Raw genomic sequence first — 21,447 nt, 5'->3', positions numbered from 1 at the left:
GGGCAATAACCGTGAGTATAGATCCCAGAACGTTAAAATCTTTGATACAGGCACAGCTTGCGCCAGCATTAAACTTCGGCTCTGTCGCCAAGAAATCCGCAAGTCAGAGCGAAGAGAGCTCTTCCTTATTCGATACGATTCTATCCGCCCAAATGGGCACAAGCGACACGACCGCATCGGGAGTGAGCGAGGGCACAGGTTCTCCAGTATGGTCAGATCAATTGTGGGCACAGGTTGCATCCTTCGGCATCATGAACGGCAATGGGACCGAGACAGAGCATGGCGCGTTGACTAGCGACTACAACTTCTCGGGCGCAGCCGCTCCTTTTGCCGGCATCATTGCCGAGGCATCTGCGAAGTATGGCGTAGACAGTGCTTTGATCGAAGCGGTTATCGCTACGGAGTCGGGCTTCCGACCGCTAGCCGAATCACATGCGGGAGCCAAAGGGCTCATGCAGCTGATGGACGGAACAGCTAGAGGTTTGGGCGTGACGGACTCCTTTGATCCGGTGCAGAACATCGAGGGAGGCACGCGATACTTATCGCTGCTGCTGCGTAAGTACAACGGCCACGAAGCGGTTGCTCTCGCAGCCTATAATGCAGGTCCAGGTCGTATCGACAGACTGGGCATCCGGACCAATGAGGAGCTGTTAGCCAGATTGTCGGAGCTGCCTGAGGAGACGCAGCGTTACGTAACAAAGGTGCAGGGAGCAAAGCTTTAGAAACGTATTCGGGGATCACGTTTCCTACCGGTCGAGATATCGGGAGGAACGCGGATCCCCTTTCTCATGAAGCAGGAGGCTGATGATTTATGAAGGAAGTCATTTATTTTGACCATTGCGCATCAACGCCCCCCTACGAAGAAGTGGCGCGTACGGCGATGGAAGTGATGCTTAAGGTATACGCTAATCCATCCTCCTTGCACGGCTTAGGAGCGGAGGCGGCGAAGCTGCTTGAACGAGCGCGAGCGCAGGTTTCCGCTCAGCTGGGGACAAACGGGGGAAGCTGGCTGTTCACATCAGGCGGGACGGAATCCAATAACCTGGCGATCAAAGGGATTGCGCATCAATATCGAGACCGCGGCAAACATATCGTGACAACCGGCATTGAACATTCATCCGTCCTTGAGGCAGTCAAACAGCTGGAGGGAGAAGGCTTTCGCGTTACATTTCTTCCTGTTACCCGCTCCGGTCATGTTCGTGTTCAAGACGTACAAGCTGCGTTGACGGATGACACGGTGCTCGTAAGCGTGATGCATGTCAATAATGAGGTTGGAACCATACAGCCAATTCGCGAGATTGGAGAGTTGCTGCGCGGGTACCCCAAAGTGTTCTTCCATGTCGATGCCGTGCAAAGCCTTGGCAAGATTGCCATCGATATCGAAGGTTCGGGAATCGACCTGTTGTCAGCATCTGCGCACAAATTCGGGGGGACACGCGGTGTAGGAATGTTATACGTTCGCGACGGGGTACAGCTATATTCGCTGGCATCCGGAGGGTCACATGAGAAAGGTATGCGTGCTGGAACCGAGAACGTAGCAGGTATTGTCGCATCTGCGAAAGCGATCAGACTCGCTGTGGGAAGTATTGCATCAAGAGCACAGAAGATGATAATGCTTCGCGACAAGCTCAGAGCATACGTGGAACTAGTACCCGAACTGTCGCTTAACGGCAGCGGGCCGCTTGCCCCGCATATCGTTCATTTCTCCTATGCCGGCATGAAACCTGAAGTGATTCTGCATATGTTGGAGCAGCACGGAATCATTGCGTCAACACAATCGGCATGCTCCTCGAAGGATAACAAACCGAGCCGAGTGCTGCTGGCCATGGGGGCAAGCGGGCCCGTAGCGTCTGGAGGTCTGCGAATCAGCTTTGGCGATGAACACCGGGAAGCGGATATTGATCTGCTCATTGGCGCATTAAATGATATAATCAAGCAATTGAAGCCGCTTGAGAGGAGCACATAACGTTGATATTCGATCAAATAGTATTACGGTACGGTGACTTGACGATGAAAGGCAGAAACCGGAACCAATTCGAGAAAAAGATGCTGCAGCAAGTGAAAAACGCTTTGTCGGGGTATGAGGAAGTCACATATTGGAAAACATTCGGTAGATTGTACGTCAAGCTGAATGGACTTCCGTGGGAACCGATCGCGGCTCGTCTTAAGGAGCTGTTCGGACTGGTTTCCCTCAGTCCAGTAAGGAGTTCAGTAACAGATCTCGAAGCTATCCGCGAGGCAGCGATGACCGTAATGAACGCGCTCCCGAAGCCGCCCAAAACGTTCAAAGTAAGTGTCAAGCGCGCGTGGAAAGGGTTTCCGCACAACTCGCATGAGATGAACCATTTAGTCGGGGGGCATATTCTGAGAGCATTTCCTGAGCTGAGCGTAGATGTACGCAATCCGGAGGTCGAATTGAAGGTAGACATCCAAGAGGAATCCACATACGTATTCTGCGAGGTTGTTCCTGCCGTAGGCGGTTTTCCATTCGGGTCTAATGGCAAGGCGATGCTGCTGTTATCCGGAGGAATTGACAGTCCGGTTGCGGGCTGGATGGCGATGCGCAAGGGGCTGGAGCTGGAGGCGGTTCATTTCCATAGCTACCCGTTTACCAGCGAACAGGCGAAGGATAAGGTCGTGGAGCTTGCTCGCAGACTGACTTATTTCAGCGGCGTACACATGAAGTTGCATCTGGTTCCATTCACCGAGATCCAGACGAAACTCGCACAGGCCGGTCAGGATCCGCTTATTATTACGTTAATGCGAAGAATCATGCTGCGTATTACTGAGCGGTTAGCAGAACAGAACGGTGGCGGCGGCATCGTGACAGGGGAGAGCCTTGGTCAAGTCGCCAGTCAGACATTAGCGAGCATGAATGTGATTGGTCGTGCGGCGAAACTGCCATTGATCAAGCCGTTGATCATGATGGACAAGCAGGAAATCATCGACATTGCGAAGCGGATCGGTACGTACGAAACCTCGATCTTGCCATTCGAGGATTGCTGCACCTTGTTCCTTCCGAAGTCGCCAAGCATTAATCCGAATTTGCGAGTGGTTGAACGTACAGAAGCTGGATTGAGCGGACTGGATGCAATGATCGATGTCGCGGTAAGGGATACGGAAGTGCTGAAGCTATATCCAGGCACTGCGGCTGTTCCGGACAAAACGAGTGAAGATGACTGGTTCTAACAAAAAAGCAGCGAACCCTAATGGGCTCCGCTGCTTTCTTGTTTCTTAGCTATCTTCGCTTGATTACGTTTGTTAGTTAAGTATCCACCGAGTACGGTTAGGATGACCACTACGAGGATAAACGACCAATAAATCGCTTTGTTGTCTTCCAAGAAGCCGTCAAACTTCTTCTCATGTGTAATCATCTTGGCTGCTGTATAAGCAAGGACTGCTGAACCGATGTAGACGATCCAACCGTATTTGTTGATCAGCTTGATGAACAACGTGCTGCCCCATACGACGACCGGAATGCTGATCAGCAGACCGAGTATAACGAGGACTAGCTCGTGATCGCCGTGTCCAGTGCCTTTCGCGGCGCCCGCGACAGCGATAACGTTGTCGATGCCCATTGCCGCGTCGGCAATGATGATCGTGCGGATCGACTGCCAGAGCGTGTTGCCCGCCTTGATGTTATCATGGCTTTCTTCCTGCACGAGCAGCTTGTACGCGATCCATACCAGCAATAATCCGCCGGCCAGGTTGAGCCAAGGAACGTCGAGCAGATAAACGACTAGTACCGTCGCGATGACGCGGATGCCCACCGCACCTACCGTTCCCCAGATAATGGCTTGCTTCTGCTGGTTCTTGGGAAGCTTGGCGGCCGCAAGTCCTATGACAATAGCGTTATCCCCGGCCAATATGAGGTCGATGAAAACGATGGTCATTAATGCGGTGAAAAACTCGACCGAGAAAAAATCCATTTTGAAAATTCCTCCTTTCCGATAAGCTTTGCATTATGAAGTCTACATCAAATACGCTCATTCGTGAAGATGGGTGACAATATTTTTTGGACATATTCCCCACAGCTTGGACATACCTCTGTTAAGAGGGGGAGTGTTCTCGTGGACAGCACACTTATTTTTCTACAGATCGTCTTAATTAATGTATTGTTAAGCGGAGATAATGCGATCGTCATTGCAATGGCCAGCCAGCATCTCCCAACCGCCCAAAGGAAACGCGCGATATGGTGGGGAGCGTTCGCTGCTGTTGCGCTGCGCTGCCTCCTGACGGTTGTAGCGCTTCAGCTGCTGCAAGTTCCGTTCCTCCAAGCCGCAGGAGCTTTCCTGCTTCTCTACATCGCTATCAAGCTGCTGCAGGGGACCGGCGGAGAGCACGGCGATCCAAGGGTGAAGCGGGCTACTACGCTTGGACATGCGATCTGGACCATTGTAACGGCGGATTTTATTATGAGTCTCGATAACGTGCTCGCCATAGCGGCAGTTGCGGACGGCGATCTCGTGCTGGTTCTGCTGGGGATCGCACTGAGTATTCCCATGATTGTCTGGGGTAGTCAGGTGCTTGGCACATTGCTTCAGAAGCTGCCGGCTCTAGGGTACATCGGTGCTGCTTTGCTCGCGTATGCGGCAGGTGAGATGCTGATGAAGGATCCAGGAATGAATACGGTGATCTTCCATCACTCCAAGATGTTGTCAGAGCTTATTCCGCTGTTATGCGTACCTCTTGTTATTGCATTGGCTGTCTTGAAGCGTAAGCCAACAACTTAATATTGGAATTTCTTGACCGCCAGATTTCTAAGTGAATCTGGCGGTTTTGCATGAAACACGCCTCGCAGCCAAAGGAAGGCGTAACCGTTTCTCCTTTTTTCAGTTGTATTTGACATGGTTTTTGATGCTCGACGACAATTTTTTTTCGTTGGCAACTCTTCATACTGGTTTTTTTGGCTCAGTTCCTATAAACTAATATAGATAAAATTCGCCGTCTTTCGTCTATCTATACGATTGATGTTGTAAGGAGCGGAAATGTTTATGCCATCTAACAAATATTCCGCTGGAATTATTTTGCTGTTAGCCGGGGTCATTATTTTATTGGGCAAGGTCGGAGTCTTCGGTTTTCTAGGAGCCATATTCTGGCCGTTGCTCGTATTGATCCCGGGCGTGCTGCTGCATGTGCTTTATTTCGGCAGAATCGTTCCAGCTGTCGCGCTGGTACCCGGCGGAATGCTCGTTGTATACGCATTGCTGTTTATCGTTTGCAACATCGCCGGTTGGGAAAGTCTGAAGTATCTGTGGCCGATGTTTCTATTCGGGGTCGCCGCCGGCTTGTACGAATACTACATGTTCGGAAGCAATGTACCGCGCACCGCATTTACGGCTGCGCTCGTAATCGGCATTGCATCCATCGTTGTCCTCGTCCTGATTCTGCTCTGGAGCTGGGGGATATTCCTGGTTGCTGCAGCGCTAATTGCGGCTGGTGCATGGATGATGTTTGGCTCACGCAAGCGTTGGTAAGTGCAAACGCGGGCAAGATAAAGCAAATAAAAAAAGTGGAGTGGATCAATTCTTATGCAAGCAAGAGAGAACTTACGCAACATCGCCATCATCGCGCACGTCGACCATGGCAAAACAACATTGGTTGACAAGCTGCTTCAACAGTCAGGCACATTCAGAGAACACGAAGCCGTTCAAGAGCGTGCGATGGACTCCAACGATCTGGAACGCGAACGCGGCATTACGATTCTTGCCAAGAACACAGCAATCAACTACATGAACTACTTGATCAATATCGTAGATACGCCAGGCCATGCCGACTTCGGCGGCGAAGTTGAGCGGATCATGAAGATGGTTGATGGAGTATTGCTTGTCGTTGACGCATTCGAAGGCTGTATGCCTCAGACGAAGTTCGTCCTTCGTAAAGCGCTCGAGCATCAACTGACGCCAATCGTAGTAGTTAACAAGATCGACCGTCCGAATGCTAGACCGAACGAAGTAATTGACGAAGTGCTTGATCTGTTCATCGAGCTGGGCGCTAATGACGATCAGCTGGAATTCCCGGTTGTGTTCGCATCCGCTCTGATGGGTACATCCAGCCTTGATCCGGAGAAGCAGGACGACAACATGCAAGCTTTGTACGAAACAATTGTCAGCCATATCCCGTCTCCGACTGAAAGCACGGTTGATCCGCTTCAATTCTTGGTAACGTTGCTTGACTATAACGAATACCTTGGCCGTATTGCTATCGGCCGTGTAAACCGCGGTACGATCAAACAAGGACAGCCAGTAGCTGTCATCGATCACGACGGCAAGACGAAACAAGCTCGCATTGAGAAGCTGTTCGGATTCCAAGGTCTGAAGCGTATCGAAATTCCGGAAGCAGGCGCAGGAGACATCGTTGCAATCGCTGGTATCCGCGAGATCAACATCGGTGAGACGATTGCTGATCCACAGAATCCTGAAGCGTTGCCTGTACTGAAAATCGACGAGCCTACGCTGCAGATGACATTCCTCGTCAACAACAGCCCGTTCGCAGGCCGCGAAGGCAAGTGGGTAACATCCCGTAAACTGCGCGAGCGTCTGTTCAAAGAGCTTGAGACGGATGTAGCTCTTCGCGTCGATGAGACAGAAAGCCCGGACGCATTTGTCGTATCAGGTCGTGGTGAGCTTCATCTTGGTATTCTGATCGAGAACATGCGCCGTGAAGGTTATGAGCTTCAAGTATCGAAACCTGAAGTAATCATTAAAGAAATCGACGGCATCAAACAAGAACCATACGAGCGCTTATTGATTGACGTTCCAGAAGAGAGCATGGGCTCTGTTATGGAGAGTCTAGGAACGCGTAAAGCTGAAATGGTCAATATGATCAATAACGGCAATGGTCAAGTACGTCTGGAGTTCATTATTCCAGCACGCGGTCTGATCGGATACCGGACGTCTTTCTTGACGCTCACACGCGGCTACGGCATCATGAACCATGCGTTCGACAGCTATGGTCCGCTTGCAGGCTCCGGAGTTGGCGGTCGCCATCAAGGCGTTCTAGTTGCAAGTGAAAACGGCGTTTCCACATTCTACGGCATGATGGGCGTTGAAGATCGCGGCTTGCTCTTCTTGGAGCCAGGCGCAGAAATCTATGAAGGCATGATCGTCGGCGAGCATAACCGCGACAACGACATCATCGTGAACATCTGTAAAGAGAAGCAGCTGTCCAACGTTCGTTCCGCAGGTAAAGATGATACCGTTAAGCTGAAGACACCTGTTATCTTCTCTTTGGAGCAGGCGCTTGAATATTTGAATGACGACGAATATTGCGAGATTACTCCAAAATCGATTCGTCTTCGCAAAAAGATACTGGTGAAGAGCGAGCGCGAACGCGCTGAGAAACACCGCAAAATGTCGCAAGCAGGCGTCTAATCCATTAACCTAACAACGGGGAGTCCGCCGCCAAGCGGACTCCCCTTGTGACATTAGGAGGTTGAATCCATGCAAGAATGGTTTAGTGAACATAAGCTGATTTCGTATTTGGTTATTTTGGCGTTCACCATCTACATTTTTAATTCCGTATTTCGTCCGCAAGCCGGCAGACTCCCTATTCTGAAAGAAGTGCTTGTTTATCTTCTGATGGCATTCGGATCTGGTATTCTGATGATCCTGCAGGTGGACAAACTGCCAATCATCCAGTGTATGGCGATTGCTGTCGTGATGATGCTCATGCTGCGCGGCAGACAGTTGTATGATAAGTGGAAAAAAGGCAGATCGCCGCAAGTGGAAACCAGCAAGTCGGAGTCGTGACAATGAGGCTGGAGGATGCCTTGTTCAACTGGCTCCAGATTAAGATCGTGTCCGAGGGGCGTCCCGAGGACGATGCGGCTGTACGAACGCTGGCGTTCTTTGAAGAGATCCTGCACGAAGATCTTGGACTAAGTCAGGTACATATTGCGTCGAAGGACAGCGGTCTGATCGTCATTTCTTACGAGAAGGACGGCCAAACTTTGACTCAGCAATATCCTCGTGAGCTTGGAGAAGCGCTTCTGCACGACATTATTTCGAATCCCAAATACAACTGACGAGAAGGTGGAACTGATGAGTCAAACATCCTTGCCTCCACGTTCGGAGTCGCGCAGTCAACCGAAGAAAACGCAGCCACCTAAGGGCGACAAAGCACCGAAGCCTCCGAAAGCCAAGAAGCGGAGTCGCGCACTCCCGATTTTTCTCGGCGTCTTTGCGGGGCTGCTCATTCTAGTTGCGGCTGCGCTAGGGTATATTGTGCTGAAAACCAATGATGCCATCGAAACGATAGGCATTAACGATAGTGAGACCGAGCCTGTGCCGGTTGAGCAATCGGTTAAGAAAAAGCCGGTGGCGATGGTGCTGATGGGTCTGGATTCGCGCGAGCATGGTGGTGGGCTTAATACCGATGTGATGATGGTTGCGGCATTTGATCCGGAGACCAAGAAAGCGACGGTTGTCACGATTCCGCGTGATACATACATAAAGGTTGATGGTTATCGGGCGCGGAAGGCGAACAGCTTCTACGCGAGCTTCTACTCGGAAGCCAAAAGTGAGGGAGCCGAGACGGAAGAGGCCAAAATCGCGGGTAAAAAGGCTGTACGTGACGTATTAGGCAAACTGTTCGGCGTTGATATTCAGTATGCGGGCATCATTGATTTCAAAGGCTTCAGCGACGTTGTGGAGGCTGTCGGCGGCGTTAAGGTAAATGTTGATATTCGTATGAAATATACAGACAACGCGGACGGGACCGACATTGATCTAGAGCCTGGCGTGAAGACACTGGATGGAGATGAGGCGCTGGACTTTGTCCGATATCGGAAGTCCAATGACGGAAGCAACATGTCCAGCGATTTCGACCGCAATCGCCGTCAAAGCGAAGTGATTAGCGCAATCGTCGACAAGCTGATGTCATTAGGCGGGGCAACCAAGATTGGTTCCGTCATCGGGGCAATCAGTGACAACATCAGGGTGGATATGCCGAGCAAAGAAATTACGCGTATGCTTGAGACATATCACTCTGTACGTAGCGATGACATTACCTTCATGGCGCTGGAAGGCGAGTGGAGAAGTCCTTACGTATACACGGATGAGACCAGTCTGGCGAACGCGCGTGCTGCCCTTCAAGAGAAAATGGGAGAATGAGCATAGACTAAGCTTAATATGATAGCTTATAATAGGAGCTAAGCAGCAGCTTATTCACCTACATTCCATGCCAGGGAGGTTGTGCGGATGGCCGAAGAGAGAAAAGTGGTAGACCCACGACTCAGTAATGCTCGGCGTATGCGCCGAATCGACGATTCCATCCCTGCGATCAACGTAATGGACAAGGCAGGACGTGCTGCGTCCGCCTTATGTAAGAAAGCCTAGTGAACATTCACTAGGCTTTTTGCGTCTTTTACGGGGCTTTACCATTTCTACATCCTTTTCTGTGAATAAGTTGCCCGCTGAATCCTGTTAACGATCTCCGTTCATTGTGTTCGGCCGACCTTTATGCTGTTGAGCATTCGGATCCGGGTTGGCGGGTGCGACATCCCTTGGTACTTGCGGGATGATTCGTCCCATCATATCGGCAAGCTCTTCCGCGAACCCGGCGATCGGTCTGCCTTGCCGAATGTCTTGACCGATTTCGGCAAGCCGGCTCGAGATGTCAAGGTCTGCAGTCACGAATGCATCAATGCCGTAAGAATCTTTGCGGAACGCTTCCGCGACGGAATATTTGATCACACCGACACGCGAGCGTTCCAGTGTTCCGTCGACGTCAATGCCGACAATGGCTGTATTGCCGATAATGACACAATGCGCATTGTTTACGCCATCGACGTTCATTGCGAGTTGTTCCAGATGGGCTTCAACCGCAGCAGAATCTGTTATCATTTTTTTGCCGGCATTATTTTGTTGGGTTCTTACGGATCCATTATCAATAGGAGAGGGTGATGGTTCATTACGCACGCCGGTGCCGCAGCCTGAGATTAGGATGATCGACACAACTACCGTTGCTGTTATCCATTTGTACATGTTAGCCACCTCATTCGTTTCGTGTGAGTACCCGCGCGTGCCACCCACGCGAGCTCGTTTGTTCAGTAGTTTGTCCGCTGCCAATTGAGGCTATGTATACAAATGTATATCCGACGCCGGGAGGGTTCTCATGAAAAAAATATTCGTGCTCGATACCAATGTGTTGCTACATGATCCGCAGTCACTCTTCGCGTTCCATGATAACGAGATCATCATCCCTGCGATCGTTCTGGAGGAACTGGACTCCAAGAAAAGGCTAGCCGATGAGCTGGGTCGTAATGCTCGTTCCGTCTCCCGATTACTTGACCAAATGCGTGAAGAAGGACATCTGCACGAGGGTATCGTATTGCCAGGCGGGGGGCTCCTGAAGGTGGAGCTTAACCATCGAAGCTTCTTGCGGGTACAAGAGATGTTCGGAGAAATGTCGAACGATAACCGAATCTTGGCCGTCGCGCTTAATTACCAAATGGAGCAGGATAAGGAGCCCGAAGAAACACGGCGCAATGTCGTGCTGGTCAGCAAGGATGTATTGGTCCGAATTAAGGCTGATGTTCTAGGATTGCAAGCGCAGGATTATCTATCCGACCGGAATATCGTAGATTCGGATCTATATATGGGTTACCTGACGTTATATGTTCATCCGTCAGTCATTGACGAGTTTTATACGTATCGCTTTCTCGGCGTAAACCATTTGCAGCTAAAGACGAAATTGAATCCCAATGAATTCGTTATCCTGCGTGACGAAATGGGGACCTCAAAGTCCGCGTTGCTCAAGGTTAGTTCCGACGGCGTAAAGCTGGAGCCTCTTTTTCTCAGCAATGATCCAATATGGGGCATTACGGCACGCAATGCACAGCAGCGGATGGCGCTTGAGTTGCTTCTCAACGACGACATTCCGCTCGTTACTTTATCGGGTAAGGCAGGTACCGGCAAGACGCTCCTGGCGCTTGCTGCGGGCTTGCTAAAGGTAGAGGATGAGCATAAATATAAAAAACTTTTGATCGCAAGACCTGTAGTCCCGATGGGTAAGGATATCGGCTACTTGCCTGGAGAAAAGGAGGAAAAGCTGCGTCCATGGATGCAGCCGATCTATGATAACCTCGAATATCTATTCGATACTAAGAAGGCTGGAGATATCGATAAAATATTAATGGGGATGGGCAGCATTCAGGTAGAGGCATTAACGTATATCCGCGGACGCTCGATCCCAGGGCAATTTATTATTATCGACGAGGCACAGAACTTGACCAAACATGAAGTGAAAACGATTGTTTCGCGGGTTGGAGAAGGCAGTAAGATCGTTCTGATGGGCGATCCTGGTCAAATCGATCATCCTTATCTGGATTCGCTTAGCAACGGATTGACTCATATTGTGGAGAAGTTCAAATATGAGGGGATTAGCGGTCATATCACGCTCGAGAAGGGAGAACGCTCCAAGCTTGCGCAGCACGCGGCCGATCTGCTCTAATCTCATTCTAGAGATAGATCAATAAGATGTAAAAGAGACTTTCACCAGTCGCCAAGAGCCCTTTGAAACGGCTTTGCTGCGAACGGTGAGAGTTTCTTTTTGTTCGGAGACCATTGCGGGGCAAAACAAATGTCGCATGTTTCTCTTGGACAAACAAGGGAATAGCTGTTATCCTATACGCATCAGGTATCGAAGCGGAAAGGACGAATACGGTGACTCTTCGCAGATTCGCGCCGTTGCTGATCAGTATTATGCTGCTCGCGGCGCTGCTCCTTCTTCAATATGCCCGCATGCTGGATTGGGGCTGGTCCAGGACGCATGAAAGAGATAGTGTGACTCCCGTGCTGTCTGTCGGCTTTCTGGATGACGACGCACACATTGTTGAGATTTATGTAAACGTTTCCCTCGATACATCACGATTCATAAGACTACAGGAACTTAATGATCAATTTATGGCGAAATATCCTAGAATTCAGGTTCATCTTACGAACGAAAGACTAGAAAATCCGGATTTCGACGATTGGCTCGCAAGAAATGAACGCGGAGAAGCGTCAGATGTGATGCTTCTAGATAATGCCATGGTGCTCCCTATGGCTGTCCAAGGCTATTTGAAGTCTGTGAATTCCTTATTGGTTGGCGATGCCATGTCGGATCAACTAGCGGGCTTGTTGGAGCCGCTGCGCTGGAACGGTTATTTGTGGGGCGTGCCGTCGCATATTGATCCTTATTTGCTGTTCTGGAATAAGGAGATGTTGCAATCGTTAGGGATCTCCTCATCGACAATGGACTTTCAAGCTATAGATCTTGCCGCGAAAGCACTCGTGAGCCAAACTGACGGAACGGTTGAAGAAGAAGCCCAAGGCTACTTTACGAATCTGAGTGCCGGTGATTTCCATCAGCTGCTTGTATGGGAAGCCAAATTTCGTACGGAAGGCACGTCGCTTATCGCTTTGAAAGGGCTTGATGAATCCGACCGCGCTCATCTGCAATGGCTGGCTGACAACTCGTCGTTGATTGCCCAAGTACCTCTTGCTCAGACATTCAAGCTTAGCGAGCTGATAAGTGAGGATCAATTACTAAGTACCGTTATGACCTGGAGCGCCTATAACAAGCTAAGCACCAAAGCAAAGGACAAGCTCATCCTGGACGATGAAGGTCCGTTATATCCATGGCTCAATGGAAGCAGCTATGTCATATCGGCTAACAGCCGCAATGGAGAAGAGGCTATCTTGTGGATTCAAGAAGTAACAAACGCAGCTAATCATTATTCGGCCTTTGATGAAACAGGCGAGCTACCGATTCGTGCCTCTTTGTACGGGGAGCAAGCGCAGCTTGTATTCAGAAGCGGACTCATGCCGCCGCTATGGTGGTACGAAGCGCTGAGCGCGAAAGCGCCGGAAGGCGAGCAGGTGCTGGCGGATCCTGAATGGCCGTTGCGGTGGGAGATGCGGGAGGCAGAATGGAGCAAACATTCTGGCGAAGGCAATCTCGAAATTGCCGAATTCGCGGCTTCGATTCCGTTATTAGAATAAAAGAGGCGGAGCTCGGAGGCTCCGCCTTATAGTGCTACGGCGAGCTTAATGACGAGCTCGCCATCCTTTATTTCTACCTCTTTCGCTTTGAGGAAGGACATCAGCAGACCTGGATAGAAACCAAGGTCAAACTCGTCTTCAAGCGAGCTTCTGGTTGTGTCGGGTAACGTGAAGCCATTAAACAGCAATTCGTCGACATGGAAGATGATGCCGTTAGTTGGTTTATCTTGTACGCTGTAGTGCCCTTTGACGCTGATTTCCATGCCATCTCGCTTGCCAATCGCGGTAATGGCGTCGTCTTCGAATGAAAAGGCGAAGTAGTTAAATCGTTCATCCTGCTCCCGCAGAAATTCATTCAGCTTCGCTTCGGGAACTCGGATCGTGTAATTGAACCCTTTGACTTCCAGCATATCCTTGTTGTCCTGTACCCACTTGGGTAATTGACCCATAGCCGCGGATAATGCCTTAAAATATTCGCGTACTTCCTTCAAACCGGCAGTCTCCCAGAAGCTGTTAAGCTCCTGTATGAGAAGTCTGATCCGTTCGCTGTCGGAGCGGCCGTTTAATTGTCCTTCGACGCTGCGTTCGAGCGCAAGGACGCGTTCGCGTTGTTCGATTAGCTTCCTTTCCATATCGGCGAGTTCGGCTTGTTTGCCTTCCAGTTGCTTATAGTCGTCCTGCATGCTGCGGAATTGATCGATATATCCGTTTAGCGTGTGTTTGTCCTGCGACACGATGATGTCCACGTAGTCAAGTACCTCGAAGAAACGGGTCCAGGATTTCATGGTTAACAGGGCGCTAAATAACGAATCACGTTCTCCCATATAATAGGCTCGCAGCACTTCGCCGGCTTGTTCGCGCTTGTCCTCGATTTGCAGCTCACGAAGGTGAAGTTCGGCTTCCGCATCAGACATGGTTGCCAGCAGCTCCACTTTTCTATCCCCTATACGTGCAATTTCTTTATCGATCTCGACGACGGACAGACTTTTCTCAAGCAAGTCGTGAATGTCGCTGGGCGGAGACTCCGTTTGCTGCTCTGCCCATACAGGGAACTGAAGGACAAACATGATGCTGACGAACATTGCCGCAAGCATGCAGGCGATCCGTTGTCGATAACTGATAGCGGCCAACGTCATCCTCCCTTCTTACCCCACTATTGTATGCGACAGCCGATTCTATTATATCCCAGATTACGAAAAGGATGAACTGCCGATGATGACGAAAAAAGGTCCGGCCAATGCGGTTATCGATAAACGAATTGCTGATTCGAGCATTCTTGGCATTGAGTTGAACACTGTAGATGAAGCTCCGTGTATTACATTTGCTGATTATATGGCAATCTGTCTCTACGATCCACTAGTTGGATACTACCGATCAGGAGTGACGCGGATTGGCAAAGGCGGCGATTTCTATACGAGCTCGGGCATTGGCGACCTGCTGGCCAGATCCATTGGGGCTTCGATCAGCGGATGGGAAGCCTTCACAGCGAATGACGATGACGAACTGTTAATTGCAGAGTGGGGAGCGGGAACTGGCAGGCTTTCGGCACAACTGGCCATTGTGCTAAATCAGGAGAACAAGGGGATGGAAGGGCGTCATTTATTCCGTCAGCTGTTAATTGAGGATCATAGCAGCCATTCGGAAGCGATCAAGGAAACCTACCAGACATTGGGCGTTCAATCGTTCCCAGAAGTCATGACATCAAATAAAGCATGGAGCAGGGCAGGAAATTGGTTGGCCGGGCCTGTCTTCGTGTTCGCGAACGAGCTGCTCGATGCTTTTCCCGTCCATCGAATTATTCGATTAAGCGGAACGTTATGGGAGTTAGGCGTGGCAGGCGATGAACGAATTGGATATCGGTATGTGCGAGTGCCATTAAGTGATGAGCGACTATTAAGCGCGATTAACGACGGATCTTTCCATATCAAAGAAGGGCAAATGACGGAGATCAATCTTGCAGCGAACGAATGGGTTCAGAAGCTTGGTCAAGCGATGTCCAGCGGACGATTAATGATTATAGATTATGGTGATACAGAAGAGGAATTGACCGGAGCACACCGAATGGCGGGTACGCTAATGACGTATCGCGCGCATCAAGCTTCTGATACACCATTCGATCAACCTGGCGGACGGGATTTGACGGCACATGTGAATTTCTCGGCTCTTCGCCGTGAAGCAGAGAGAAGCGGATTCCGCACCATCTATTATGGGACACAGAAACAATTTTTGGTGGATCACGGGATACTGGCTTTATTGCAGGAGCATGACGGAGTCGATCCTTTTTCTTCGGCGGCGAAACGCAATCGAGCGATCAGACAGTTGTTGCTTAGCGATGGGATGAGTGAATCGTTTAAAGTGCTTCTGCTGGAGAAGTAAAGGCACAATAAAGTGAAGATGATATTCAAAATGAAAAAGAGCTGTCGCGTTGCAGAATGAATTCTGCATCGTGACAGCTCTTTGCTTACAGGCGGGACTAGAACGGCATGTCCAGCTGGAAGACGGACCAGTATGTGAATCCAATAAATGAAATCACCATATATCCCCAGAACATCATTATGTATGTGCGTTCGGAGAAATTCAAGTACCCTAGAAATACGAACGCGACGGCTTGCGCGAAGAATAGAAGCGCAAACTCGGTCATATGACCTGCAAAAGCCATAAGTCCGATTACTAAGCACCAGAAGCCAAGTACCCGATACATGCGTGCCATGTTACATCCCCCTTCCATCTCGGCGCATTTTTTCTAACCTTCATTATAACGTCTGCTACTTGGAGTGTAAACCTGGAAGCGCGACGATTTCGTAAAGTTTTGTGACGATTCCGATACGATACACTTACAGTTTGCGCAAGCTTCGCTCAAATCATGTATGAGCTAATCAAAATTTGGATATACAAAATAGTATCCAATAGATTCTATGAACTCTACCAAGGGCATAGAGATAAAGTAAGCGCCTTTACGTTAGGAGGTTTCGATGGCATGACAGCAGTTAGACAAGATGCGTGGAGTCCGGACGATGATCTTATTCTCGCCGAGGTAACACTACGCCATATTCGCGAAGGCAGTACTCAGCTTGCCGCGTTCGAAGAAGTAGGAGAAAGAATTGGTCGGACATCGGCGGCATGCGGGTTTCGGTGGAATAGCTGTGTTCGCAAACGTTATGAGGATGCGATTCAAATTGCGAAACAGCAACGCCAGAAACGCAATTACTTGAAAAAACAAACGGTTACGGCAGCCGCGACGGCTACCTCGCAAGTTTCTTCCTTATCTGTTTATGAGACGGAAGATCGAGTGTTCAAAGGTGATATTGGATCCCTTGATGAAGGATTGTCGGTAGATGCCGTCATTCGTTTCCTGCGAAGCTGGAAGACGACCTACCAGGACTTGTCTCGCCAAATCAAATTGTTTGAGAAAGAAATGAAAGAACGCGAAGAGGAGTTGTACCGGCTTCGCAACGAGAATGAGAGATTGCTCCATGAGGTCAACAACGCTCAGAGTGATTATCGGACGGTAAATGATGATTACAAGACATTGATTCAAATCATGGATCGTGCACGGAGATTGACGGTTCTTACAAGCGAAGAAGAAGCCAAGCCGCGGTTCAAGATGGATGCAAACGGTAATTTGGAGCGAATTGAATAAAGGAATGAAACAGATTCAATTAACCCGCCGTTCTTGGAACGGCGGGTTGTCTGTTGTATAATGGCAAGAAACTGCGAACGGAGGCGTGCGTCTTGCGGATTGGAATCATAGGCGGAGGTTCGATCGGCTTGCTTTTTGCTGCCAAGCTGGCGTTGGCTGGAGAAGAGGTTACCGTCTGGACGCGAACGTTAGAGCAAAGTGAGCTGATCGGACAGGCGGGCATTCGTATACTTGACGAGCAGGGAGTAGAGCGACTCGCCTCCGTGTCGAGCAAGGTGTTATCAGTAGAGAGCTTGAATGCGGCAGAATCGGAAGGTCTGGCCTCGGCCGCGTATTATTTGCTGGCGCTCAAACAGACAGATCTGACGGGACCTACGATAGAGCTCATCGTGCGGCTAATAGGTCTGACACCAGGGAAACCTGCCCTTATTTGCTTGCAGAACGGGACGGGACATCTCCAGAAGTTCGTAGCAGCCTCGCAAGGGAAGTTTGCCGTTTATAATGCCGTGACGAGTGCAGGCGCAAAGCGTATTGACGGTCGATCGGTCCATCATACGGGCGAAGGTCCACTGTTTCTTGCCAATCGGGCAGAAGCACGGATTAAAGCAGGTGATCAGTTGCAGCATTCGTATGAAATGGAGGCCGAAACGGTCTCTGAAGACGCCATTCGCCAAAAAAAGTTGTTGTCAGTGCTGATTCGTGCAGGATTTGAAGCGTCGTTGTCGAATCACATCCATAATCGCGTTTTCCAAAAATTACTCATAAATGCTATCATTAATCCGCTAACGGCTTTATTTGATATCACGAACGGCGAACTGCCTGCTCATCCGAGCCGACTGGCGCTAATGAAGACGCTTCATGATGAAACGGCATCCATTCTGTATGCATCCGGGATGGAAGAATGGACGGATAGTTGGGTCAGCGTCCTAGGAGTGTGCGGGCGGACAAGCTCCAATGTATCATCGATGTTAGCTGATGTCCGGTCGGGCAGAAGAACGGAAATTGATTCCATAAATGGTGAGATTGTACGCATTGGCTTCAAACATGGCATAAAGGCGCCATTGAATGAGTCCATGCTACGACTCATCGAAGCTTTATACTCCGGTGACGCGGCGAGCGGAGATAGATAGAATGCGGGGAGGATACAAGCCACATGTTGAACGCAATCATGGACAGTCTTTGGAAGCTGTCAACGGCGCTGGCCGTATTTCCGATTGTGCCATTCGCTATCGTATTGTTCGGTTATGGCGCGTACATAAAGGATCGCAAGAAAGCACTTCGAATGGCTATGGATGTGTCGACTATCTTCTTTATTCTTTGTGTGGCAGGCTGCTTCAAGCTATTGTTTAATAGCACCTTCGGTTTCTATGGTATTCTGCTGGTCATGCTGCTCGCAGGTGGATTGCTCGGTAACGCGCAGTTCCGTAAGCGCGGCAGCGTCGATGTCAAGCGAATCTTCCGCGCGATCTGGAGGCTGAGCTTCTTCGCAATGAGTATCCTGTATGTCGTATGTATGGTCGTGCTGCTAGGCAAAGTGGTATTTTCAGTCGCGTAATCATGATTGAATATCGTCGATAGGAATCCTTAACGTTCCCGAACGTATCGGGGACGTTTTTTCTTTTGACTGCCAAGCGGATGTTCCTGTACAATTGGGATTGGTTTCACTATAATTTTCTCAGTGAGTAGATTTGGCCGGACGACATGGAGGTGCAAGACTGAGATGGTTGACGAACGTTATCGGCTACCTGCCATGCAGGCGCTGACAGAAGCATATATAGACAACAAAAACGATGTGGTGGATTCGCTTTACGGTTACCATGCCGGCAGACCGCAAGATTGGGAGCGGCGATTAGCCCATCTGCAGAGCAGTGCACATACCCGCGCGGCTTCAGCGGATATCGCATCTGTGCTGCGTGAATACAATGAAAGACAAGGGGCATCTCCAGAGACGATGCGCCATATCCGTGCCATCGCGGAAGGAGCTCCAGTTGTCGTCGGCGGGCAGCAGGCTGGATTATGGACAGGACCGCTGCTTGTCATGCATAAGGCTGTAACGGTCATAGGTGCTGCGAGATCCGCCAGCGAGCAGTTAGGCGTACCTGTTGTGCCCGTGTTCTGGATAGCGGGAGAAGACCATGACTGGGATGAAGCCAATCATGCTTATGTCGTTTCGGCGGATCAGGAGCTGCGCAAGCTGACGGCATCGAAGCCGGATGGAAGTCGCACATCGGTCAGCAGGACTGTAATCAGCGCTGATCAGTGGGAGAAGCTGGTGTCCGAACTTGAGGTCTCGCTTCCTTCTTCGGAGTTCAAAGCATCATTTATGGCTACACTTCGCGAATTAGTGCAGCAATGCTCGTCATTATCAGATATGTTTGCTTCCATTATGGCACGTTTGTTCGCTAACGAAGGGCTGGTGCTGCTAGATGCGGATGATGTCTCGTTAAGACGATTAGAGGCGCCGATGTTCAGCGTTATGCTGGAGCGCAACGACGAGCTGCGAGACGCTTATAACGCGTCTGGGGAACGTATTAAGAGTTTTGGTTACGAGTTGCAGGCGGAGGTAGCGGAGGACGGCGCGAACTTGTTCTTGTTCCAGGAAAACAAACAAGATGAACGAACCCTACTCTATAAACGCGATGATGTGTTCCGCGATAAGAGAGGTTTGGTCTCTTGGAGCAAGCAGGAACTGTTGGATGTATTGAAGGAGCGTCCTCAGAGCTTCAGCAATAACGTCATGACGCGTCCGTTGATGCAGGATTATGTGCTGCCCGTCCTTGGCGTCGTTCTTGGCCCTGGTGAAATCGCCTATTGGGCTATGACGGGAGATGCGTTCCGCGTGCTCGGGATGGAGATGCCGATTATCGTGCCGAGAATGTCATATACACTAGTGGATTCCTATGTAGTCAAACATATGGCTAAGTATGAGCTCGCATTCGCGGATGTGATGGAACGGTTCGATGAGAAACGGGCGGAATGGCTGAAGAAACAGGATCATCTGAATCTGGAGCAGCGTTTCAAAGAAACGAAAGAGGCTTTCAGGTCCATGTATGCGCCGCTGCTTGAGATGGTCGGCACGATCGAAGCGGGACTGGTCAATCTCGGCGAGACCAACACATCTAAGATTATCGAGCAAATTCAATACTTGGAAACCAAAACAATCAACGCATTTAACAATCAATTCGAAGCATCGACACGCCAGCTGGATCGCATCAAAATGACCATATTGCCGCTCGGCAAACCTCAAGAGCGAGTCATCAGTATGGCTGGGTATTGGAACAGGTATGGCGATGATTGGCTTAAGAAGCTGCTTGCCGCGCCGTATAACCGCAATGGCGGTCATGAAATCGTATATATATAATGGAGGTTGGAGAAATGAGTTCCAAAGAAAATAGTATCATTACCGATCTTTCGCTTGCTCCGGAAGGTCATCTGAAAATTGATTGGGCAAGCTCGCATATGCCGGTATTGAACCGCATTCGCGAACAATTTGAGCAAGAGAAGCCGTTTCAGGGATTGAAAGTAAGTATATCGCTTCATCTGGAGGCGAAAACGGCTTACCTCGCAAAGGTTATACAAGCAGGTGGAGCAGAAGTTACAATTACGGGCAGTAATCCACTCTCTACACAAGATGATGTTTGCGCAGCATTGGTTGAGGACGGGATAACCGTATTCGCGAAATATAATCCAACCGCAGCTGAATTCAAAGCGCTGAACATGAAGGCACTGGAAAATAATCCGGATCTGATTATCGACGATGGCGGTGACCTCGTGACGCTGCTGCATACAGAGAGCAAGGAACATGCAGTTCATTTGCGCGGCGGCGCGGAAGAAACAACAACGGGCATTATCAGACTGCGCGCACTTGAGAAGCAAGGTGAACTGCAATTCCCGATGATCGCTGTTAACGATGCGTTCTGCAAATATTTGTTCGATAACCGTTACGGCACCGGACAATCGGTATTCGATGGCATTAATCGGACAACGAACCTTGTTGTGGCTGGCAAGACGGTTGTCGTTGTTGGCTACGGCTGGTGCGGCAAAGGGGTTGCGATGCGTGCGAAAGGTCTTGGCGCGAATGTTATCGTCACCGAAATTGATGCGATCAAAGCGGTAGAAGCATACATGGACGGCTTTGCCGTTATGCCGATGATGGAAGCTGCTAAGCTTGGCGATATGTTCGTCACTGTGACAGGCAATCGCGATGTTATTCGCGGTGAGCATTTCGAAGTGATGAAGGACGGCGCGATCTTGTCTAACGCGGGTCACTTCGACGTCGAAGTGAATAAAGTAGAGCTGGAAGCGATGTCCGTAAGCAAACGTACCGTTCGCCGCAATATTGAAGAATACAAGCTGGAAGACGGACGTAAGTTCTATTTGCTAGCAGAAGGTCGTTTAGTGAATCTGGCGGCTGGCGACGGTCATCCGGCTGAAATTATGGATATGACATTTGCTCTGCAGGCGATGTCCCTTAAATATGTCAACGAGCAATACAAGTCGATTGGTAATAAAGTCGTCAACGTACCTTATGAGCTCGACGAGCAAGTTGCCCGCTACAAGCTGACATCGCTTGGATTCGGAATTGACGCGCTAACTGCCGAGCAAGTCGCTTATCTCGATAGTTGGGCTGAAGGCGAATAAGTAGTCGTAACCGGTATATGAACATTCCGCTAGTCATCGTTATGGATGATGGCGGGATGTTTTTTTGTTTTAGGTAGCCCTGGAGTCACGCTTTTATGAGCCGTATCTTTATACGAGTAGGCTTTTGAGCATGATGGAAACATAAACCAGAGAGGGCATGGCTCTGATATTCTCTAATTG

Annotated in this window: 22 protein-coding genes; 18 read left to right on the top strand and 4 right to left on the bottom strand. The window is 49.9% G+C overall.

Going from position 1 to position 21,447, the window contains the following annotated elements; translation table 11 throughout:
* Positions 1–11: 11 nt before the first annotated feature.
* The 3 genes from ACX1C1_RS22975 to thiI all read left to right on the top strand — a co-directional run bounded on the left by ACX1C1_RS22975 (position 12) and on the right by thiI (position 3,189).
* Positions 12–722, top strand: coding sequence for a lytic transglycosylase domain-containing protein (locus ACX1C1_RS22975; protein WP_458954453.1), 711 nt, complete (start codon positions 12–14; stop codon positions 720–722).
* A gap of 89 nt (positions 723–811) precedes the next feature.
* Complete coding sequence (locus tag ACX1C1_RS22970) at positions 812–1,966, top strand: cysteine desulfurase family protein (RefSeq protein ID WP_458954452.1); 1,155 nt, start codon at positions 812–814, stop codon at positions 1,964–1,966.
* Positions 1,967–1,968: 2 nt separating this feature from the next.
* On the top strand, positions 1,969–3,189 hold the full coding sequence (thiI, locus tag ACX1C1_RS22965; RefSeq protein WP_458954451.1) for a tRNA uracil 4-sulfurtransferase ThiI: 1,221 nt from the start codon (positions 1,969–1,971) through the stop codon (positions 3,187–3,189).
* Between the two features lie 17 nt (positions 3,190–3,206).
* On the opposite strand, the gene ACX1C1_RS22960 is transcribed toward thiI, so the two are convergent.
* Positions 3,207–3,929, bottom strand: a complete 723-nt coding sequence (locus ACX1C1_RS22960; protein ID WP_458954450.1) for a TerC family protein — start codon at positions 3,927–3,929, stop codon at positions 3,207–3,209.
* A 141-nt stretch (positions 3,930–4,070) separates the two neighbouring features.
* Here ACX1C1_RS22960 and ACX1C1_RS22955 point away from each other — a divergent pair, with 141 nt between their 5' ends.
* From ACX1C1_RS22955 to ACX1C1_RS22925, 7 genes are all read left to right on the top strand, one after another.
* Entirely contained in the window at positions 4,071–4,733 is a 663-nt protein-coding gene (locus ACX1C1_RS22955) for a TerC family protein (RefSeq protein WP_458954449.1), read from the top strand.
* 261 nt (positions 4,734–4,994) lie between these two features.
* Entirely contained in the window at positions 4,995–5,477 is a 483-nt protein-coding gene (locus ACX1C1_RS22950; RefSeq protein WP_458954448.1) for a hypothetical protein, read from the top strand.
* A gap of 54 nt (positions 5,478–5,531) precedes the next feature.
* Positions 5,532–7,373, top strand: a complete 1,842-nt coding sequence (typA, locus tag ACX1C1_RS22945) for a translational GTPase TypA (RefSeq protein WP_458954447.1) — start codon at positions 5,532–5,534, stop codon at positions 7,371–7,373.
* 69 nt (positions 7,374–7,442) lie between these two features.
* Positions 7,443–7,751, top strand: coding sequence for a YlaH-like family protein (locus ACX1C1_RS22940; protein ID WP_458954446.1), 309 nt, complete (start codon positions 7,443–7,445; stop codon positions 7,749–7,751).
* Positions 7,752–7,753: 2 nt separating this feature from the next.
* Entirely contained in the window at positions 7,754–8,026 is a 273-nt protein-coding gene (locus ACX1C1_RS22935; protein ID WP_458954445.1) for a hypothetical protein, read from the top strand.
* Positions 8,027–8,042: 16 nt separating this feature from the next.
* Positions 8,043–9,113, top strand: coding sequence for an LCP family protein (locus ACX1C1_RS22930; RefSeq protein ID WP_458954444.1), 1,071 nt, complete (start codon positions 8,043–8,045; stop codon positions 9,111–9,113).
* A gap of 87 nt (positions 9,114–9,200) precedes the next feature.
* Positions 9,201–9,338, top strand: a complete 138-nt coding sequence (locus ACX1C1_RS22925) for a hypothetical protein (protein WP_458954443.1) — start codon at positions 9,201–9,203, stop codon at positions 9,336–9,338.
* A gap of 87 nt (positions 9,339–9,425) precedes the next feature.
* Here ACX1C1_RS22925 and ACX1C1_RS22920 read toward each other — a convergent pair whose 3' ends face one another.
* Positions 9,426–9,986, bottom strand: coding sequence for a YhcN/YlaJ family sporulation lipoprotein (locus ACX1C1_RS22920; protein WP_458954442.1), 561 nt, complete (start codon positions 9,984–9,986; stop codon positions 9,426–9,428).
* A gap of 130 nt (positions 9,987–10,116) precedes the next feature.
* Here ACX1C1_RS22920 and ACX1C1_RS22915 point away from each other — a divergent pair, with 130 nt between their 5' ends.
* The gene (locus ACX1C1_RS22915; protein ID WP_458954441.1) at positions 10,117–11,454 is read left to right on the top strand and encodes a PhoH family protein; all 1,338 of its coding nucleotides are present in this window, start codon (positions 10,117–10,119) and stop codon (positions 11,452–11,454) included.
* 212 nt (positions 11,455–11,666) lie between these two features.
* The gene (locus ACX1C1_RS22910) at positions 11,667–12,986 is read left to right on the top strand and encodes an extracellular solute-binding protein (RefSeq protein WP_458954440.1); all 1,320 of its coding nucleotides are present in this window, start codon (positions 11,667–11,669) and stop codon (positions 12,984–12,986) included.
* Between the two features lie 26 nt (positions 12,987–13,012).
* On the opposite strand, the gene ACX1C1_RS22905 is transcribed toward ACX1C1_RS22910, so the two are convergent.
* Positions 13,013–14,116 (bottom strand): coiled-coil domain-containing protein, encoded by a 1,104-nt coding sequence (locus tag ACX1C1_RS22905; RefSeq protein WP_458954439.1) that lies wholly within the window; start codon positions 14,114–14,116, stop codon positions 13,013–13,015.
* Positions 14,117–14,198: 82 nt separating this feature from the next.
* Between ACX1C1_RS22905 and ACX1C1_RS22900 the strand changes: the two genes are divergently transcribed.
* A complete protein-coding gene (locus ACX1C1_RS22900; protein ID WP_458954438.1) occupies positions 14,199–15,362 on the top strand; it encodes a class I SAM-dependent methyltransferase in 1,164 nt (387 codons plus the stop codon).
* Positions 15,363–15,459: 97 nt separating this feature from the next.
* On the opposite strand, the gene ACX1C1_RS22895 is transcribed toward ACX1C1_RS22900, so the two are convergent.
* Positions 15,460–15,696, bottom strand: coding sequence for a DUF2626 domain-containing protein (locus ACX1C1_RS22895; protein WP_458954437.1), 237 nt, complete (start codon positions 15,694–15,696; stop codon positions 15,460–15,462).
* Between the two features lie 267 nt (positions 15,697–15,963).
* Between ACX1C1_RS22895 and ACX1C1_RS22890 the strand changes: the two genes are divergently transcribed.
* The 5 genes from ACX1C1_RS22890 to ACX1C1_RS22870 all read left to right on the top strand — a co-directional run bounded on the left by ACX1C1_RS22890 (position 15,964) and on the right by ACX1C1_RS22870 (position 21,267).
* A complete protein-coding gene (locus ACX1C1_RS22890; protein WP_458954436.1) occupies positions 15,964–16,626 on the top strand; it encodes an RsfA family transcriptional regulator in 663 nt (220 codons plus the stop codon).
* Between the two features lie 92 nt (positions 16,627–16,718).
* A complete protein-coding gene (locus ACX1C1_RS22885; protein ID WP_458954435.1) occupies positions 16,719–17,756 on the top strand; it encodes a ketopantoate reductase family protein in 1,038 nt (345 codons plus the stop codon).
* 23 nt (positions 17,757–17,779) lie between these two features.
* Positions 17,780–18,181, top strand: coding sequence for a DUF3397 domain-containing protein (locus tag ACX1C1_RS22880; protein ID WP_458954434.1), 402 nt, complete (start codon positions 17,780–17,782; stop codon positions 18,179–18,181).
* A gap of 165 nt (positions 18,182–18,346) precedes the next feature.
* Complete coding sequence (gene bshC / locus ACX1C1_RS22875; RefSeq protein ID WP_458954433.1) at positions 18,347–19,987, top strand: bacillithiol biosynthesis cysteine-adding enzyme BshC; 1,641 nt, start codon at positions 18,347–18,349, stop codon at positions 19,985–19,987.
* 14 nt (positions 19,988–20,001) lie between these two features.
* The gene (locus ACX1C1_RS22870; protein WP_458954432.1) at positions 20,002–21,267 is read left to right on the top strand and encodes an adenosylhomocysteinase; all 1,266 of its coding nucleotides are present in this window, start codon (positions 20,002–20,004) and stop codon (positions 21,265–21,267) included.
* Positions 21,268–21,447 lie beyond the last annotated feature (180 nt).

Source organism: Paenibacillus sp. strain BS8-2 (assembly GCF_054483835.1).
Note: the sequence above shows the minus strand (reverse complement) of the source record. Positions and strands in the feature narration are given on the sequence as shown.